Source organism: Micromonospora sp. LOL_024 (assembly GCF_048060415.1).
Taxonomy (GTDB): Bacteria; Actinomycetota; Actinomycetes; order Mycobacteriales; family Micromonosporaceae; genus Micromonospora.
The window spans coordinates 1-18035 of sequence record NZ_JBHMIS010000014.1 but is presented as its reverse complement, the minus strand read 5'-3'; the positions used below and the strand labels follow the sequence as shown (position 1 = coordinate 18035).

At 69.4% G+C, this 18035-nt stretch carries 16 protein-coding genes, 2 tRNA genes and 2 pseudogenes; 16 read left to right on the top strand and 4 right to left on the bottom strand.

Annotated features, from left to right (window positions below):
• Positions 1–365 precede the first annotated feature (365 nt).
• The 10 genes and pseudogenes from ACFHWY_RS16295 (at position 366) to ACFHWY_RS16250 (ending at position 10613) form a co-directional block, all read left to right on the top strand.
• Positions 366–1349 (top strand): YihY/virulence factor BrkB family protein, encoded by a 984-nt coding sequence (locus ACFHWY_RS16295; RefSeq protein ID WP_416581040.1) that lies wholly within the window; start codon positions 366–368, stop codon positions 1347–1349.
• Positions 1350–1528: 179 nt separating this feature from the next.
• A complete protein-coding gene (locus tag ACFHWY_RS16290) occupies positions 1529–2707 on the top strand; it encodes an ROK family protein (protein ID WP_416581039.1) in 1179 nt (392 codons plus the stop codon).
• The gene (locus ACFHWY_RS16285; protein WP_416581038.1) at positions 2704–4293 is read left to right on the top strand and encodes a sugar ABC transporter ATP-binding protein; all 1590 of its coding nucleotides are present in this window, start codon (positions 2704–2706) and stop codon (positions 4291–4293) included. The genes ACFHWY_RS16290 and ACFHWY_RS16285 overlap by 4 nt, the downstream gene beginning before the upstream one ends.
• Positions 4290–5405 (top strand): ABC transporter permease, encoded by a 1116-nt coding sequence (locus ACFHWY_RS16280; protein ID WP_416581037.1) that lies wholly within the window; start codon positions 4290–4292, stop codon positions 5403–5405. Before ACFHWY_RS16285 ends, ACFHWY_RS16280 begins: the two co-directional genes overlap by 4 nt.
• Before the next feature lie 96 nt (positions 5406–5501).
• The gene (locus tag ACFHWY_RS16275) at positions 5502–6554 is read left to right on the top strand and encodes a substrate-binding domain-containing protein (RefSeq protein WP_416581036.1); all 1053 of its coding nucleotides are present in this window, start codon (positions 5502–5504) and stop codon (positions 6552–6554) included.
• Positions 6555–6580: 26 nt separating this feature from the next.
• Positions 6581–7780: a Gfo/Idh/MocA family protein gene (locus ACFHWY_RS16270; RefSeq protein ID WP_416581035.1), complete on the top strand. Its 1200-nt coding sequence runs from the start codon at positions 6581–6583 to the stop codon at positions 7778–7780.
• A gap of 448 nt (positions 7781–8228) precedes the next feature.
• A pseudogene (locus ACFHWY_RS16265) lies at positions 8229–9043 on the top strand (inositol-3-phosphate synthase); the annotation flags it as partial.
• 44 nt (positions 9044–9087) lie between these two features.
• Positions 9088–9321 (top strand): polyprenyl synthetase family protein, encoded by a 234-nt coding sequence (locus tag ACFHWY_RS16260; RefSeq protein WP_416581034.1) that lies wholly within the window; start codon positions 9088–9090, stop codon positions 9319–9321.
• Positions 9300–9929, top strand: coding sequence for a polyprenyl synthetase family protein (locus ACFHWY_RS16255; protein ID WP_416581033.1), 630 nt, complete (start codon positions 9300–9302; stop codon positions 9927–9929). The genes ACFHWY_RS16260 and ACFHWY_RS16255 overlap by 22 nt, the downstream gene beginning before the upstream one ends.
• 186 nt (positions 9930–10115) lie before the next feature.
• Entirely contained in the window at positions 10116–10613 is a 498-nt protein-coding gene (locus tag ACFHWY_RS16250) for a hypothetical protein (protein WP_416581032.1), read from the top strand.
• A 403-nt stretch (positions 10614–11016) separates the two neighbouring features.
• Here ACFHWY_RS16250 and ACFHWY_RS16245 read toward each other — a convergent pair whose 3' ends face one another.
• The gene (locus tag ACFHWY_RS16245; protein WP_416581031.1) at positions 11017–11142 is read right to left on the bottom strand and encodes a hypothetical protein; all 126 of its coding nucleotides are present in this window, start codon (positions 11140–11142) and stop codon (positions 11017–11019) included.
• Between the two features lie 177 nt (positions 11143–11319).
• On the opposite strand from ACFHWY_RS16245, the pseudogene ACFHWY_RS16240 reads away from it, so the two are divergent.
• Positions 11320–11528 (top strand): annotated as a pseudogene (locus tag ACFHWY_RS16240) (RICIN domain-containing protein); the annotation flags it as partial.
• Positions 11529–11769: 241 nt separating this feature from the next.
• Positions 11770–12777: a sugar phosphate isomerase/epimerase family protein gene (locus ACFHWY_RS16235; protein WP_416581030.1), complete on the top strand. Its 1008-nt coding sequence runs from the start codon at positions 11770–11772 to the stop codon at positions 12775–12777.
• 119 nt (positions 12778–12896) lie between these two features.
• On the opposite strand, the gene ACFHWY_RS16230 is transcribed toward ACFHWY_RS16235, so the two are convergent.
• The 3 genes from ACFHWY_RS16230 to ACFHWY_RS16220 form a co-directional block, all read right to left on the bottom strand.
• Positions 12897–13730: an ROK family protein gene (locus tag ACFHWY_RS16230; RefSeq protein ID WP_416581029.1), complete on the bottom strand. Its 834-nt coding sequence runs from the start codon at positions 13728–13730 to the stop codon at positions 12897–12899.
• Complete coding sequence (locus ACFHWY_RS16225; protein ID WP_416581028.1) at positions 13727–13870, bottom strand: hypothetical protein; 144 nt, start codon at positions 13868–13870, stop codon at positions 13727–13729. Before ACFHWY_RS16225 ends, ACFHWY_RS16230 begins: the two co-directional genes overlap by 4 nt.
• A 169-nt stretch (positions 13871–14039) precedes the next feature.
• Entirely contained in the window at positions 14040–14429 is a 390-nt protein-coding gene (locus ACFHWY_RS16220; RefSeq protein WP_416581027.1) for a hypothetical protein, read from the bottom strand.
• Between the two features lie 275 nt (positions 14430–14704).
• Between ACFHWY_RS16220 and ACFHWY_RS16215 the strand changes: the two genes are divergently transcribed.
• The 4 genes from ACFHWY_RS16215 to ACFHWY_RS16200 all read left to right on the top strand — a co-directional run bounded on the left by ACFHWY_RS16215 (position 14705) and on the right by ACFHWY_RS16200 (position 17691).
• A tRNA-Asn gene (locus ACFHWY_RS16215) sits at positions 14705–14777 on the top strand.
• Positions 14778–15226: 449 nt separating this feature from the next.
• A tRNA-Ile gene (locus tag ACFHWY_RS16210) sits at positions 15227–15303 on the top strand.
• Between the two features lie 139 nt (positions 15304–15442).
• A complete protein-coding gene (locus ACFHWY_RS16205; RefSeq protein ID WP_416581026.1) occupies positions 15443–15892 on the top strand; it encodes a hypothetical protein in 450 nt (149 codons plus the stop codon).
• A gap of 551 nt (positions 15893–16443) precedes the next feature.
• Positions 16444–17691, top strand: coding sequence for a hypothetical protein (locus ACFHWY_RS16200; RefSeq protein WP_416581025.1), 1248 nt, complete (start codon positions 16444–16446; stop codon positions 17689–17691).
• Positions 17692–18035: the final 344 nt, after the last annotated feature.

Here is an 18035-nt window from a genome sequence, read left to right as displayed (position 1 = left end):
GGGCGTATATTGATGTCACATCTTAGGTGGTACGGATTGGTTCAGACGATTACTCTCCGTGCATGTTGGTGCGGATGGTGGCGCCCGGATCGGTCCGGTCGCGGTCTGTCGCCGTGGTGTGTCTCTGCCCGGCCGGCAGTTGCGCCCGGCCGGGGCCTCCTTCGTGCCGATCGGTCCGGTGGGCGCGAGCCGTGCTAGTTGCCAAAGCCGGCCGATGGGAACCCCGAGCAACGCGCTTCCCACTGATTTCGAGGTGACGTCGAATCGGTGGCCGGTGCCGGTTGATCGGCAGCTTCCGGGGGTTACCCGACGACCGTGGCCGGGCAAGTGTCGAGGGTGAGTAGATCGAGTTGAGGGGAGGGGCGATGGCCTCCGAGGAGTCTTCCCGCCCGGACGCGCCGACGAGCCCGAGCCGGCGGTCGGGCAGCGAATGGGTGGCGGCGGCGCGCCGGACGGTACGCGAGTTCGGCGACGACGGCCTGACCGACTGGGCCGCAGCGCTGACCTACTACGGCGTGCTCTCCATCTTCCCCGGGCTCCTGGTGCTGGTCTCGTTGCTGGGTCTGCTGGGGCCGTCGGCCACCGAGGGGGTGCGGGACACCGTCGCGGAGACGGTGCCCGAGCAGAACATCCGGCAGATCCTCGACGCCGCCATCGGGCAGGCCCAGCAGAACGGCGGGCTGGCCGGCCTGACCGCGATCGTCGGCCTGCTCGCAGCCTTCTGGTCGGCCTCCGGCTATGTCGGCGCCTTCATGCGGGCCGCCAATGTGATCTACGACGTGCCGGAGGGGCGGCCGATCTGGAAGATCCTCCCGATCCGGGTCGTGGTCACTGCGGTGATCGGCGTGTTGCTGCTGGCCAGCGCGGTGATCGTGGTCTTCACCGGCCGCTTCGCCGAGCAGGTCGGCGCCGCGCTCGGGGTCGGCCGGACCGCCGTGACGGTGTGGGACGTGGCCAAGTGGCCGGTGCTGCTGATGCTGGTCAGCCTGATGTTCGCGATCCTCTACCGGGCGTCGCCGAACGCCCGGCAGGACGGTTTCCGCTGGTTAAGTCCGGGTGGCGTGCTGGCGGTGCTGATCTGGTTGCTCATCTCCGGCCTGTTCGCCCTGTACGTCGGCAACTTCGGCTCGTACAACAAGACATACGGCGCGCTCGCCGGGGTGATCATCTTCCTGGTCTGGCTCTGGCTGAGCAACATCGCGATCCTGTTCGGGGCGGAGTTCGATGCCGAGCTGGCGCGCGGCCGGGCGATCGCCGGTGGGCTGCGGCCAGCTGGCCGGGAGCCTTATGTCGAGTTGCGGGACGACCGCACGTCGCGTGCGAAGGACGACGAGCAACCCATCGAGTGATCTTCCGGCCGCTTTCGGATCAGCCGCGGGCGGCCGCTCACATAGCTTTTGCTAGCTCAGGCAAAAGTTGCTGTCAGATCGCCCTAAGATCTGGACATCGCAGGCCGAAGCCTCTTACTGTGTCGGGCACCACACGTTGGCATCTCGTCGATGTGAAAGCCCGGTAGGAGAGGTGAGCCGTGCACACCGCCGACCCTCTGCACGTGCGGCTGTTGCGGTTGCTCCGCGACGCGGGAGCGCTGTCGCGGGCCGAACTGGCGGACCGCCTACAGATGGCCCGCCCCCGGCTGCTCGCCGAGTTGGAGCGGCTGATCGGCCTCGGCTATGTCGCCGAGGCGGGCAAGGCCGCCTCCCGTGGTGGCCGCCGATCTACTCTGGTCGAACTGAGCCCGCACCTGCGTTTCGCCGCCGTCGATCTCGGCGCCAGCTCCATCGACGTCGAGGTGGTCGATGGCCGGCTGGAGCCAGTGGCAGGGTACGCGGAGGCCGCCGACATCCGGTCCGGGCCCAAAGCGATCCTGCAACGCGTCCACGAACTGCTGCACAAGGCGCGGGTCGGCGGCGTCTACGAACGGCTCGACGCGATCGGCATCGGCGTGCCCGGCCCGGTCAGCTTCCGCGACGGGGTGCCCGTCTCGCCGCCAATCATGCCCGGCTGGGACCGCTTCCCCGTCCGGGAGCTGCTGACCCGCGAGCACGGCTGCCCGGCGGTGGTCGACAACGACGTCAACATCATGGCGATCGGTGAGCGGCACGGCGGGGTCGCGCACTCGGTCGACGACTTCCTGTTCGTCAAGATCGGCACTGGTGTCGGGTGTGGGATCTACCTCAGCGGAGAGGTCTACCGCGGCATCGACGGCTGTGCCGGCGACATCGGCCACATCCAGGTCGACCCACACGGACCGGTCTGCTCCTGCGGCAACACCGGCTGCCTGGAAGCGCTCTTCAGCGGCGCCGCGCTGGCCAAGGACGCGACCGTCGCGGCACGCTCCGGCACCTCGCCCGCGCTGGCCGAGCGGCTGGTCGCGAGCGGCACGGTCACCGCCCTCGAGGTGGCCGCCGGGGCCGTCGAGGGGGACGTGACCTGCATCCAGTTGATCCGCGAGGGCGGACGACGGGTCGGCGGCGTACTCGCCGGCCTGGTGAGCTTCACCAACCCCTCGATGATCGTGATCGGCGGCGGGCTCGCCCAGCTCGGGCACGTCCTGCTCGCCGAGATCCGCAGCGTCGTGTACCGCCGTTCACTGCCCCTGGCGACCGGCAACCTTCCGGTGGTGCTCTCCGAACTGGGCCCGCGCGCCGGGGTGGCCGGTGCCGCCGTCCTCGCCAGCGACCTGGCCTTCGGGGAGGCGGCATGACCGAGCACGGAGACGGCGTCACCGAGCACCAGACGCCGGTGGCCGAGACACCGACCGACGTGGTGACCGGCGAGGTGGTCCTGCGCCTCACCGACGTGGTCAAGACCTTCCCGGGCGTACGCGCGCTCGACGGCGTGCAGCTGGAGGTGCGCGCGGGCGAGGTGCACTGCCTGCTCGGCCAGAACGGTGCCGGCAAGTCCACGCTGATCAAGGTGCTGGCCGGGGTGCACCGACCAGATTCGGGAGCCGTCGAGTGGAGTGGCAACCGGGCGGCCTTCGTCAACCCTCAGGCCGCCATGCGCGCCGGAATCGCCACCATCTACCAGGAACTCGACCTGGTCAACGACCTTTCGGTGGCGGAGAACGCCTTCCTCGGGCATGAGCCGCGCCGGTTCGGGTTCGTCCGCCGGGGCCACATGGCGGGCCGGACCCGCCAGATCCTCGATCGGCTCGGCCACGCCGAGATCCCGCCGAATCGGATGCTGCGATCGCTGCCGGCGGCGGGCAAGCAGGTGGTCAGCATGGCTCGCGCGCTCTCCCACGAGGCCCGACTGATCATCATGGACGAACCGAGCGCGGTGCTCGCCCATGACGAGGTGGGCAATCTCTTCCGGATCATCCGCGAGCTGACCGCACAGGGCATCGCGGTCATCTACATCTCGCACCGGCTGGAGGAGATCCGTGAGATCGGTGACCGGGTGACCGTACTCAAGGACGGCCGGACCACTGCGGCGAACCTGCCGGCCCGCGACACTCCGACCCGCGACCTGGTCTCCCAGATGACCGGCCGGAGCATCGAGTACGTCTTCCCGGACCGGCCCGCCGACACCGCCGGCGGCGACGACCTGCTCCAGGTCGACGGGTTGACCCGCGCCGGTGAGTTCGCCGACGTGTCGCTCGCCGTCCGGGCCGGTGAGATCGTCGGCATCGCCGGGCTGGTCGGCTCCGGCAGGTCCGAGCTGCTGGAGACAATCTACGGCGCGCGGCGGGCGGAGGCGGGCACCGTGCGGATGGCCGGTCGGGCGCTGCGTCCGGGCAGCGTCGGCGCGGCGGTGCGGGCCGGTATGGGTATGGCCCCCGAGGAACGCAAGAGCCAGGCGCTGCTGCTCGGTGAGCCGATCTACCGCAACGTCACGCTGGCGACCTTCAGCCGGTACGCCCGGTTCGGGCTAACCGACGTCGGGCGGGAACGGGCGGAGGCGGACCGGGTCGCCGGAAGCCTGGAGATGCGACCGCGCGACGTCCGCCGGGCGGTACGGACCCTCTCGGGCGGCAACCAGCAGAAGGTGGTGGTCGGGCGCTGGCTGCTTGGTGACACGAAGCTGCTGCTGCTCGACGAGCCGACCCGCGGCGTGGACGTCGGGGCCCGTGCCGAGCTCTACCAGGTGATCCGGCAGCTCGCGGCCCAGGGCGTCGGGGTGTTGCTGGTCTCCAGCGAGGTGCCCGAGGTGCTCGGGCTCGCCGACCGGGTGCTGGTGATGCGGGAGGGGCGGGTCGTCCGCACCTCCGCCGCCGACGAACTTGACGAGAACACCGTGCTCGACCTCGTGATGGCGGGATCCCTGATGGAAGGCGCACCGGCATGAGCGACAGCCCACCCGCCGCGACGCAGCTGCCGGCGCAGTCGCCGCCGGTGGAACCGGCCGAGACGAATATGGCGGCCGGGTACGGGCGGCCGACGGGCTCCGGGGCCCGGCTCTCCTGGTTCAACGGTGACGGCGGTGAGGGCGCCAAGCGGAACCTGGCTCTGATCGGGGTGCTGCTGGCGCTGTTCGCGATCGGCGCGGCCACCCGTTCCGACCTCTACGCCAACCCGGACTGGGTCTGGGCCAACATGCTCAGCATCCTCAAGCTCGCCTCGGTGGTCGGCGTCGTCACCGTCGGGATGACCTTCGTGATCATCGGCGGCGGGATCGATCTCTCGGTGGGCGCGATCGTCGCGCTGGCCGGGGTCTGGTCCACCACGGTCGCCACCCAGAGCTTCGGCGCGGGCGGCATGATCTTCACTGCGATCGTCGTCGGGGTGGCGGTCGGTCTGGTCAACGGTACGCTCATCGCGTACGGGCGGTTGGTGCCCTTCATCGCCACCCTGGCCATGCTGGTGGCCGCCCGAGGGCTGGCCGCCGAGATCTCCCAGAAGCAAACCCAGATCTCACAGAACAGCGTGATCAACGGCATCGCCAGCAACGATCTGCTCGGCATCCCGCTGCTGGTCTACATCCTGGCCGCCGTCGTCGCCGCCGGGTGGGTACTGCTCAACCGCACCACCTTCGGCCGGCGCACCGTAGCGGTCGGTGGCAACCCCGAGGCCGCCCGGCTGGCCGGCATCGACGTCAAGCGGCACACCCTGCTGCTCTACGGGCTCTCCGGCCTCTGCTGCGGGATCGCCGCCATCATGCTCACCGCCCAGGCCACCTCGGCCCAGGCGGCGATGGCAAACCTCTACGAGCTGGACGCAATCGCCGCCGTGATCATCGGCGGCACGCTGCTCAGCGGCGGGCGGGGGACCATCATCGGCTCGCTGCTCGGGGTGATCATCTTCGCCACCATCACCAACCTCTTCGCCATCAACGGCCTTTCCACCGAGGCGCAGAACATGGTCAAGGGCGGCATCATCGTCGCGGCCGTCCTGATCCAGCAGGTCCAGTTCGGCAGCCTCTCCCAATTCTTCCGCCGCAACCGACTCACCACCACCTGATCCTCAGCCGAACCACCCGGGCCACCCAGCGCGCGACGGTGGCCGGGCCCCGCGCACCCGAATCCCCTCTCCACCACTGATAACCAGGAGGTCGTCATGACCCAGCACAGTCGCGACATGTCGCGGCGTCGGCTGCTCTTCGGCGGTGCGGCCGTCGGCGCAGGCGTGATCCTCGCCGGCTGCACCAGCAACGAGCAGGCGCCGACCGAGGCGCAGACCAAGGCGGCGGACAACGGCGCCAACGCCGAGCCGGGCAAGCAGGTGAAGATCGGCTTCTCCGCGCCGGCCGCCGACCACGGCTGGATCGCGGCGATCACCAACAACGCCAAGGAACAGGCCGCCGCGTACTCCGACGTCGAGTTCAACATCGTCGAGGCGGGCGCGGACGCGGCGGCCCAGCGGGCGGTGCTGTCCACCCTGATCTCGCAGCGGCCCGACGTGATCGTGCTGCTGCCACACGACGGCAAGGAGCTCAACTCGTTCGGGCTGGAGGCGATGCAGGCCGGCATCCCGGTGGTCAACCTGGACCGGGCCTTCCCGGACGCCAAGGCGTACCGGTTGCAGATCAAGGGCGACAACTACGGCATGGGTGTCTCCGCCGCCACGTACATCGCGGAGCAGCTCAAGGCCAAGGGAGTCAGCAACCCGGTGATCGCCGAGATCGCCGGGATGGACGAGCTGGAGCTGACCCAGGAGCGGACGCAGGGCTTCAACGACACCCTGACCCAGCACGGCCTGAAGGTCGAGAACCGCCGGGCGGCCCGGTTCACCGCCGACTCCGGCCAGCAGGAGGCTAGCCAGCTGCTCCAGGCCCTGCCGAAGATCGACGCGATCTGGAACCACGACGACGACCAGGGCATCGGCGTGCTGGCCGCGATCAGCCAGGCCAACCGCAGCGAGTTCTTCATGGTCGGCGGCGCCGGCTCGAAGAAGGCGATGGAGGACATCCAGGCCGACAACACGGTGCTCAAGGCCACCGTCACCTACAGTCCGTCAATGGCGTCCTCGGCGATCTCGCTGGCCCGCCTGATCGGCCAGGGTCGGGGCATGTCCGACCTGGTGGAACTCCAGGTGCCCAAGGAGATCGTCCTCGCCTCCGAAACGATCATCAAGGAGAACGCGAGCGACTACCTGAAGCTCGGGTTCTGATTCACGGGGGGAGACCCACCTTGTCCATGAACGACAACCAACTGCGGGTCGGCATGGTCGGCTACGCGTTCATGGGCGCCGCGCACTCACAGGCGTGGCGCACCGCGAACCGGGTGTACGACCTGCCGGCACAGGCCCGGATGGCGCTTATCTGCGGCCGTGACCCGGGAAAGGTGGCCGAGGCCGCCGACCGGCTCGGCTGGGAGGAGCACACCACGGACTGGCGGGAGCTGGTGGCCCGGCCGGACATCGACGTGGTCGACATCTGCACACCGGGGGACAGTCACGCCGAGATCGCGCTGGCCGCGCTGGCCGCCGGCAAGCACGTGCTGTGCGAGAAGCCGCTGGCCAACAGCGTCGCCGAGGCACGGGAGATGACCGTTGCGGCGGCCACCGCCCGGGCCAGCGGGGTGCGGTCGATGTGCGGCTTCAACTATCGGCGGGTGCCCGCGGTGGCGCTGATGCGTCAACTGGTCGCCGACGGGCGGCTCGGCGAGATCCGGCACGTCCGGGCCAGCTACCTGCAGGACTGGATCGTGGACCCGAAGTTCCCCCTGGTCTGGCGGCTACGCAAGGAGGTGTCGGGCTCCGGGGCGCTGGGTGACATCGGTGCGCACATCATCGACCTCACCCAGTACGTCACGGGTCAGCGGATCGCCGGCGTCAGCGCGGTGACCGAGACCTTCGTCAAGCAGCGGCCCCTGCCGGCCGAGTCGAGCGGACTGGCCGCGAAGGTCGACGGAGCCGCCGCCACCGGCCCGGTCACCGTCGACGACGCGGCGATCTTCGTCGCCCGGCTCGACGGCGGGGCGCTGGCCACCTACGAGGCGACTCGGTTCGCCACCGGCCGCAAGAACGCTCTCCGCGTGGAGATCAACGGGTCGCTGGGCAGCGTCGCCTTCGACCTGGAACGGCTCAACGAACTGGAGTTCCACGACGCGACGAGACCCGCCGCCGAGCAGGGCTTCAGCCGGATCCTGGTGACCGAGAGCGAGCACCCGTACCTGTCGGCCTGGTGGCCGCCGGGCCACATCATCGGGTACGAGCACTCCTTCACCCACCAGATGCGCGACTTCATCGAGGCGGTGGCGACCGGCGTCGACCCGGCGCCCTCCTTCGCCGACGCCCTGCAGGTGCAGCTGGTGCTGGACGCGGTGGTCCGATCGGCCGAGCTGGGCTCCTCGTGGGCCGAGGTGCGGCCGGCGCTGGCGACGGTCGCCAGCTAGAACCACCTCCGGCACCGACCGGCGAGGGGCGGCCGCGGTTGCGCCCCGCGACCGATGCGGGTCGGCACCGGAGGTCGTGCCAACGGGCCAACCGGGCCCGCTGGCACGAGCAATGCGGTTCCTCCGGTGCGGTCGGACCGGGATTCCCGGCCGCACCGGAGGACCGCCGCAGCAACCGTCCACCGAGACCCATCTGCCTCCGGGCGGGACCGCGTCCGAACGAGTCCTCCGATCGGGCCACTGTCGTCCCGAGCGGCCGGATGCGGGGCAGGCAGGGGCGCGACGCCGACCGCCCCTGCCTGCCAGCCCCGTCTGTCCGTACCCGTCCCGAACGCCGGTCCGGCGTTGTCGCCGCCGACCTCGGCGCCGGCCGGTGAGCTACACCGGGGCGGGGGCGGACGGGGCGCATCCACCCAGAAGTGCGGCTCTCCGACCGGGAAGGAAAGCCATGCGTACGGGTGTCTGGCTGGTGGGGGTACCCGGCTCGGTCGCGACCACAAGCATTGTCGGGGCGCTGGCCCTGCGGGCCGGGCTGGCCGGGCCGACCGGCTGCGTGACGGAGTTGCCCGGCGTCCGCGGCCCGGCCCTGCCGGCCCTCGCCGACCTGGTCTTCGGTGGACACGACATCATCGACACCCCGATCGTCAAGCGCGCCGAGGCGCTCGCCACCGCCGGCGTGCTGCCGGCCCGGCTGGTCGCCGCGCTGCCCGAGGAGTTGGCCGCCGTCGAGCGGGACCTGCGTCCCGCCCCGACCGCCGGTAGCCAGGCCGACCGGGCTGCCGCGATGATCCGCGACCTCACCGAGTTCCGTGAGCGGCACGGGATGGTCCAGGTGGTGGTGGTCAACGTCGCGGCCACCGAACCGGTACCGAACCCGCCTTGCGGGCACGTCGACCCCGATGCGCTGCGGGCTGCTCTCACCGGCCCCGACGAGGTGCTGCCGCCCAGCTCGCTGTACGCGTACGGGCGGTGACGGCGGGCTGCCCCTACGTCGATTTCACCCCGTCGACCGGGCTGCGGCTGCCGGCGTTGACCACGCTGGCCGACGACCACGGTGTGCCGTACGCCGTTAACCTGCTGGGGGGAGGTGACGGCGCCACCCTGTCCGAAGCGGGAGCAAACGCCGCGAAGGTACGCAGCAAACAGCGGGTGCTCGGCGAGACGCTCGGCTACCTGCCGCAGGGCGACACCCGGATCGAGTACGTCGAGGAGTTGGGTGACTTCAAGACCGCCTGGTACCTGGTCACCTTCGCCGGCTTCGTTACTGGGGTTGGCGCGGTGCGGGCGGGCCGGACGGCACTGCGATCGTGGTCGCCGCCGCCGCGTTGGAGCTGTTCCACGCGTTCGCGCTCATCCACGACGACATCCTGGACGGCAGCGAACGCCGCCGGGGGAGCCCTCGGAGCACCGGATCTTCGCCGATCTGCACACCCGATCCTCCTGGCGGGGCGACCCGGAGGCGTACGGGCGCCACACCGCGCTGCTCTGCGGCGACCTGTGTGCGGCCTGGTCCGACCAGATGTTTCACGAGTGCGGCCTGAGCCCGGAGACGGTGCACCGGGGGTACGCCGTGTTCTCCCTGATGCGGACCGAGGTCATCGCGGGGGAGTACCTCGACCTGGTGTCCGGGGTCGGTGGCGGGTCGGTGGCGAGCGCGCTCACAGTGATCCGGATGAAGGCGGCCCGGTACACGGTCACCCGCCCGCCGCAGATCGGCGCCGCGCTGGCCGGCGCGCCGGCCGAACTCCTCGACGCGCTGGCCGAGTTCGGCGACCCGCTGGGTGACGTCTTCCAGCTCCGCGACGACGTGCTCGGGGTCTACGGCGACCCGGCGGTGACCGGCAAATCCGTCCTGGACGACCTGCGGGAGGGCAAGCCGACGGTGATGATGGCGTTGGCCCGCGATGCCGCCGGCCGGTCTCAGAGTGCCCGGCTGAGGGAGTTGTTCGGCAACCCCGACCTGGATGCGGAGGGCGCTGCCGAGCTGCGCACGATCATCGTCAGCGTCGGTGCGCTGGAGAAGATCGAGCAGATGATCCGGGTGCGCACCGAGGCCGCGCTGGCCATGCTGGAGCACATGGCGTTGACCCCGCAGAGCCGGGCCGCGCTGGCGGCGCTGGCCACCCAGGCGGTCGACCGCCAGCGGTGAGCTGACCTCCGGAAATGGCACCTACCGCTCTTTCTCGGGGGCGGGGGATGACATTCTGGGCGGTGGGACAATGAGCCGTCCACTTCTTTCGCACGGGAACTTCTTACTCGGGGCGTTGATTGGTTGGGCTTGAATCGTTAGGCTGAGGAAAGTCCAGTTCAACTGGAGCACCGGCAGAACGGGGAGATGGTGTTCATGGTCCGAAGCTATCTAATGGCCGTGCGACTGCTTGCGGCAATGGTTCTGGCGCTTGGTGTCGGAGCTGTTGCCCTGTCGCCGGCGGCGCAGGCGGCGGCCCAGCCGCAGGTTTCCGACCAGGCGGCGAGCGCCCCGGGGGCGGCGGCCTGCTACGAGGGGCGGATTCCGAACAGCAGTCGGTGGGACGGAGTTATCAGCGTCCATGTGCACGGCTCGGCCTGCACGACCCGGTGGGCCCAGTTGGTGTGGGATGACAACAACAACTGCTGTGTCCCGCTCTGGGTGAAGGTCGAGCGGCAGGTGAACGGCAGCTACGGGTGGTTGCCGACTCACACCAAGACGAAGAAGGTCCTGTTCGGCGCCTTCGGCACCCACAACACGGGAACCGTTCCCTGGGTCCAGTACAGCAACCAGCGCTTCCGTGCCTGCTGGGGTACCGGGAGCAGCGAGCCCAGCACCTGGGTCTGCGGCCCCTTCGTCAACTGACCAACCGAAACCCTCGACAGGCGCTAAGGGTGGGTCCGCTGCTAGCGGTCCCACCCTTACTGTTCAGTTCCTGCTCTCGGTCGGGTGAAAGTGCGTAGTTGCCGCACCACTGATTTCGTACGTATGCAAGGACTGCCTAAAATGAATTCTGAATCTCGGCCGGCAGAGTCGCCAATAAATTGAGTCAGGTTGCCTCCGAGTCGCTGATCCGGTAGCCGGGCCATTCGACAGATTCGCGTTGTCGGAGAGCCGTTGTGGTTATCCCGTGAGCATGATCTGGGCGTTCGGGGCCATCACCCGGATGGCGCGGAGCGCCGTCACGACGGACTGGCGGTCCAGCGCTGCTGCGGGTCGTCCCGCAATTTGGTCGGTCAGCGCCCCGGTGGTTTCCGGATGATGTAGCTCAGTGACGCCGGTCATTCTCGGCGGTGCAGTCGACGCAGCCAGTGGCGAGCAGGAGGACCGCCACGCCCAGCAGCGCGGTCGCGGTATGCCGGTTGACGACGAGCCGCCGGCAGGGGCTGTTCACGTCGGCGTCGGCAGTGCAGCGCCAGTACACGTTCGCCCGGTCTGTCTGTTGTGGATCCGCACTGTCCTACCCCCGTAGTCGTCACGTGCCGAGTACCCAACTGGCAGCGATCTTACTGGCGCGGGTCGGCTTGTCAATCGACGGACTCCGCTGCGCCTGAGTGCAGACGACCGGCAGACTTTGAGTAGATCAAACGGCACGGGGATCCAGCTCTGGACGTGCAACGGCACGGCCGCCCAAGACTGGTCGGCGCAGTCGAACGGCACGCTGCGCAACCCGCAGTCGAGCAAGCGTCTGGACGTGTCGAACAACTCGGCCGACGGTCAGGCGGTCCACCTGTGACCTGCCACATCAACGCCAACCAGCGCTGGACCCTACCGTCATGAGTAAGGAGGTACCCCTTGTCAACGCCTAGCGTGGTAAAGGGGCCTTCTTAACCCGCGCGCCCTCGGCCTAGAGTGAAGGCGGCGACCGCGAGGTGGCCGGTGAACCGGCGGGAGGCGCAACCCGTCGGTCCCAGGCGCGAGAGCGCCCGCCGGAGCACCGTCGAGGCCGCCCCTCCGGCCATCCCTCGCCCCGGCCACGCAGCTACGGAATCCCCCACCCACGTACAGGGGAGAAGGACACATGGCGCGACCGATCACGCTGTTCACCGGCCAGTGGGCCGACCTTCCGTTCGACGAGGTGTGCCGGCTTGCCGCCGAGTGGGGCTACGACGGCCTGGAGATCGCCTGCTGGGGTGACCACTTCGAGGTGGACAAGGCCCTGGCCGACGAGTCGTACGTCGAGCGCAAGCGGGAGACGCTCGCGAAGCACAACCTTCAGGTCTTCACGATCTCCAACCACCTGGTCGGCCAGGCGGTGTGCGACCATCCGATCGACGAGCGGCACCAGGGCATCCTGCCCGCTCGGATCTGGGGCGACGGCGAGCCCGAGGGGGTACGCCAGCGGGCCGCCGAGGAGATCAAGGACACGGCCCGCGCCGCGGCGAAACTCGGCGTCGACACGGTCGTCGGCTTCACCGGATCATCGATCTGGCACACCCTGGCGCTGTTCCCGCCAGTGCCGCCGTCGATGATCGAACGCGGGTACCAGGATTTCGCCGACCGGTGGAACCCGATCCTGGATGTCTTCGACGAGGTCGGGGTGCGGTTCGCCCACGAGGTGCACCCCAGTGAGATCGCCTACGACTACTGGACGACGAAGCGGGCCCTCGACGCGATCGGGCACCGGCCCGCGTTCGGACTGAACTGGGATCCGTCCCACTTCGTGTGGCAGGAACTCGACCCGGTTAACTTCATCTTCGACTTCGCCGACCGGATCTACCACGTGGACTGCAAGGACGCCAAGGTGCGTACCGGCGACGGGCGACGTGGCCGGCTCGCGTCGCACCTGCCCTGGGCGGACCTGAGGCGCGGCTGGGACTTCGTCTCGACCGGGCACGGCGATGTGCCCTGGGAGGACTGCTTCCGGGCGCTCAACGCGATCGGCTACACCGGGCCGATCTCGATCGAGTGGGAGGACGCCGGCATGGACCGGCTGGTCGGCGCCCCGGAGGCGCTCCAGTTCGTCCGCCGGCTTGCTTTCGACGCGCCGGACGCCGCCTTCGACGCGGCGTTCAGCAGCAAGGACTGAACCGACCGACTCCCCGGGGGCGGCACCCTTCGGCCCCCGGGGACGTCGTCCCAGACGTGCGGCGACGCGGATCATCAGGCGGCCCCGGTATGCGGTGCCGGCAGCTGCCGTGCCGGCGGTCAGCCGAGGGTGAACACGTGGTCGCTGGCCAACCGGGCCCCGCCCACCACCGCGGCCCGGTCCGCCAGATCGGACAGGACGATCGGCATGGTGCCGGTGGCGACCGGTGCCGACCGGCGGTAGACCACACCACGGACCTCGGCGAGCAGGATGTGCCCGAGCCCGTCCGGAGCGCCACCAATCACCACGATGCCCGGGTTGAAGAAGCTGACCAGCCCGACGAGTACCTGGCCGAGGCGGCGTGCGGTGTCCCGGAACAGCGTCTGGGCGGCGGGGTCGCCGGTGATCGCGGCCGCCGCGACGTCCGGCACGGTGAGTGTGCCGGCCGTAGCGTGCCGGGCGGCCAGCGCCGGGGACCGACCCGAGCGCGTTACTGCCAGCGCCGTCCTGACCAGTCCGGCATCGCCGCAGTACGCCTCGAGGCAGCCGGTCTCACCGCAGACGCAGGCCGGCCCGTCCTCGCCGAGCGGTAGGTGCGAGATGTCTCCCGCGCTGCTGGTCGCTCCGCGGTAGAGCGACCCGCCGAGCACCAGGCCACAGCCGATCGCCGTGCCGAGCTTCAGGTAGAGGAAGCCCTCGAAGGTACGCCCGATCCCGGCGTGTTGCTCGCCGGGGGCGAACACGTTGGCGTCGTTGTCGACCAGCGCGGGACAACCCAGTTCGGTTGCGAACGCGTCCCGTACCGGAAAGCGCTGCCAGCCGGGGAGCACGGCCGGCGCGATGGAGGTGCCATTGTCGACCGGTCCGGGCATCGCCACGCCGACCCCGGTGAGTTCGGCCACGCCCGATTCGGCGTGGAGCTTGCCAAGCAGCTCCACGGCTCGCCCGATCACCGCCGCCGGTCCGTGCGCACCTCGGCCGGCTCACCGGTCTCGGCAAGCACGTTCAGCTCGCCGTCGGTCACCGCCGCCGTGATCCGGTCCGCCGCGATGACCACGCTGGCGAAGCGCACCCCGGAGGAGAGGCGCAGCAACGAAGAGCGGCGCCCACCACGGCCCGTGGCCGGCAGGCTCGGACTCCGTCAATGGATGTGGCCCGTGGTGTGCCCGGGCCACAGCGCACGGTGACCTGCTGACCCTCGGGACACCCCGACACTGACGGGTCCGACCACCAGTTCGGCGGTCGGACCCGTCAAGGCGTGACTAGACGGTGCTGCCGTTGGCGCCGGAGCTGGACGGCTTGCTGCGGGGGGTGGCGGACGTCGAGCCGGTGGCCGTGCCCGACGTGCCGGAGCTCGACTTGGCCCCGGCCGTCGCCGGCGTCGCGGCGAAGGTGTCGTCGGCGGGGGTGAGCCCCTGACTGCCGTTCTGGCTCAGCTTCTCGCCCAGCTTGGAGTGGCCGAGCTTGTCCTTGCCCTCGTGGTAGAGCCGGTTCGCCTGGGCCTGCGCGACACCGGCCGCCTCCTGGACGGTCGGGTGGTCGAGCACCTTGCGGCCCTGGATCACCAACTCCTCGTACTTCTCTCGGCCAGCTCGGGCGCCCAGGACGAATCCTGCAGCCAGCCCGCCAAGGAACATGATCTTTCCGCGCATGGCGGCTCCTTTCGTACCTGACGCGCCGTCATCCCGCTCCGGTGACCCGGTGGTGGGACTGACCAGTTCGCGCCTGCGTCCTGTCATCGGAAGCTAACTACCCATCCTGCTCTCCGGTCATACCTCCTTGTGCCGCGATGACGATTTATCCCTTCAGTTCGTTTTCTGGCAGCTGGTGCGGCTACCCAACCCCCTGGACCAACACCCCCCCCGGAATCCTGTACTCTTGTGCCCGGCACGCCCGGCGGAGAGATCCGTTCCGAGCGACACTACGGTCCCCCGTAGCTCAATTGGCAGAGCAGCCGGCTGTTAACCGGCAGGTTTTTGGTTCGAGTCCAAACGGGGGAGCTTCCTTCATTCTGACGCCCACCGGCAAGCCGGTGGGCGATACGTTTCCCCGCACCCGCCAGCCTCGCGTGAGTCCACCGCAGGGTACCGCCCTGGCCGGCGTCTGGTCGCTCCGACCGGCTGCGCTACGCGGCCACCGTCGCGGGCTCCGCCCCAGATTCCCGACGCCCCCCGGCCATGCCGCCGCAAGGGCGGCTGCGCAAGTCGGTGGCGCTGGAGGAGAGCCTGTTCGTCGCCGGTGACCACCGCGACAGCCCCCATGCAGGCTGCTGATCAGTTCCGCCGCCGAGGAGGACGCGGCCAACTGTGGGTGTGGTCGTGGTCGGCCGGCTGCTCACTGTTATCCTCGCCATGCCCATCGTGCTGCTGGCCCGAGGGCGACGCCGGTGAGAAGGGCAGTCGACGCTGGCCGGTGGTCGATCGGGCGGGATAAGATCCGGCCCGGTACCGGGGCGGTAGCTCAGCCGGTTAGAGCAGGGGACTCATAATCCCTCGGTCGCGGGTTCGAGCCCCGCCCGCCCCACCAGCACAAACGCTAGATCAGGGATCTTTCCGTGGGCCACTCGTGGTGCGAGCGAGCTACGGTCGTCCCCATCGGGACATCGACGGGGCGCGCGAAGCGCCAGCGCGGCGAGATCGAAGAGCTGCCCAGCGGTTCACTCAGGGTGAAGGTCTACGCGGGCATCGACCCCATCACCAAGAAGCGGCACTACCTGACCGAGACCGTCCCGCCCGGCCCGACCGCCCGAAAGGAAACCGAGAAGGCGCGTACGCGCTTCCTCGCCCAGGTGGACGACCGGCGCAACCCGTGCACCCGTGCCACCGTCGACCAGCTGCTTGACCGGTGGTTGGAAGTGCTCGACGTGGAGATGTCGACCCGGCAGGGGTACGTCAGGAAGCTGAACAAGCACGTCCGGCCGCTGTTGGGCAAGCTGCCGGTGGGCCGACTGGACGCCGAGACGCTGGAGTCGTTCTACGCGGTGCTGCGGAAGTGCCGGGACCACTCTGGAGGCGCGCGGAAGGCCATCGAGCATCGCAAGGCAGGGCTGCACGACTGCACCGACAAGTGCCGGCCGCATGAGTGCAAGCCGTTGGCGCCGGCCTCGATCCGGTAGATTCACTGGATCCTGTCCGGGGCGCTGAACCGGGCCGTCCGGTGGCGCTGGATCGCCGTCAACCCGGCAGATCAAGCGGAGAAGCCGGGGATGCCGCAGCCCAACCCTCACCCACCATCGGCCCCGAAAGCAGCCGGCCGGCTCACGGCAACCCAGCTGCAGCTCAACAAGGCCCACAACAGCCTGCGCGCCATCGGCGAACGCGGAAACTCGCTGCTCAAGACCACATTCAAGGCACTCCGGAACGTCAGCCTGAACCCTGGCGCATCGGCGAGATCGTGGCAGCCGCCCTCGCCCTGCTGCACTTCGACCACGCCCGAACCACATGATCACCACCCGTGATCAAGTCCTTGCGCGGCATGGCTCAGATCGGCACGTCATGCTTGGCTGCAGACAGCGGCAGCGGCTGCCAGCGATGAACATTGGTTGGCCTGCAATGGCCTGTCGGTCGGGGTGGTGGCGTCGGTGGCCCAGGTAGGGTGCCTGCCGTGCCCGTGTCTCGTAAGCGGAAGAAGAAGTCTCAGTCCGGTCGTCGGTCCGAGCGTCAGTCGGTGACCGTGAGGGCGAACAGGGCTGTCCAAGCCAACGCTGTCACCGAATTGTTCCACTACCGCCGGAGCCTCGCCGACCATCGTGCCGCGCTGGCCGCGGACACGGCCCGCCTGGTGGTGGACGAGTTGGTCGCGGTCGCCCCCGGGCTGTCCGATGACGACCTTGAGGACGTTTTCTGCCTCCGTTACGGCGCGGCGATGGCGAAGTTCGACGGTGGTCGACTGGAAGATCTGGTCAACCCGGAGGACCTCGCTGGCGCACTGCTGTCGGCGATCGGTGAGCGGCTGCACGAGGCGGTGGACTCCGGCACCGACGTCGATGTTCTGCAGCGACTGCTGACCGTCGTCGCCGACGTGGTGCCGCTGCCGCTGAGCGAGCTCGCCTGTGATCTTGTCACCGAACATGTCGACGCTGGTGCGGCAGGACAGGTGGCACGGGGGCGGACCATCTCCGGTGAGGTGCTGTGGGCGCATGACGCCTACGGCGGCCGCTGGGCGGTGGTCGCACCGTTCGCTGCGGTAGGCGGCCGGGACAGGTGGTATCTGTGGGACGTGGACACCTGCGGCTACGAGGTCGTCACCGTCTACAGTGGCTTTCACCCCTCGGCCGAATCCGCGCTGGCCGTCTGGTCCGGAACGGTTGGTCACACCGCAGCCGAGGTGACCCTGACGGCGGTGGACGACGCGGAAACACTCGGTGCACTCCTGGGCGGCGAAGTCGAGGAATTCCGACCCGGCGGTGAGAGCCAGGAGCAGTACGCCGAGTTCCTGCGCAGCCGGCGGCTCGGCCGAGCCGCCCGGGAGGCGACCCGCAGGGTGCGTGAGGGGGCTTCCGTAGAGCTGACCGTGCAGGAGGCGGCTGAAGGGTTCGCCCAGCGGTTGCGGCAGATGGGTTACCACGACCGGCCGGCGGGCGACCGTTCGGGCGAAGGCCCGGCCGGGGCTGACGATCTCGCTGCGGAGTTGGCCGACTCCTGGTTCCAGCGGGACCACCCCAGGCTGTATCCGCTCTGTTCGCCGCACAAGGTCGCGGCGACGGTGCTGCACCTGCGCGATTATTACCAGGACGACTTCGCCGCCGAACTCGTCGCGGTGCTGCCCGAATGGATCCGCTTTTTGGCCGAGCACACCGGCATGGTGGCGGAGTTGACCGAACGCTGCCTCGCGTACGCCTCGGGCGAGCTCACGTTTCCCGGGATCCTTGATGACCGGGGACGGCCGAATCTCATGGCACGGGTAGCGGAGTAGCTCCGCCACCGCGCCACCGCACTGACGTCCGGGCGGCCCGCGCGGTCGGGAGGATTCGGGAGCTGGTTGGTCAAGACCGGTGTGTTTTGCCCGGTGGCCTCCGGCCCACCAGGCAAAACAGGCGTTTCTGATCTAGGTCAGGGCGATCCGAGGAGGGTCCGCGTCGGGCGGCATCGTTCGGTCAACCCGGCACGAGTCTTGGCGACGCCCTCGTCCACGCGGGCGGCCGTATCCGCCTGATCTTTTCGCCCGTGGCGGAGCTGGCTCGCCGCCTGGCCGCCAGCTAGTGTTCTGTTTCGTAAATAGCTAGCCGTTTAGTAGGCTCTGCGTGTGACACGTGCTGC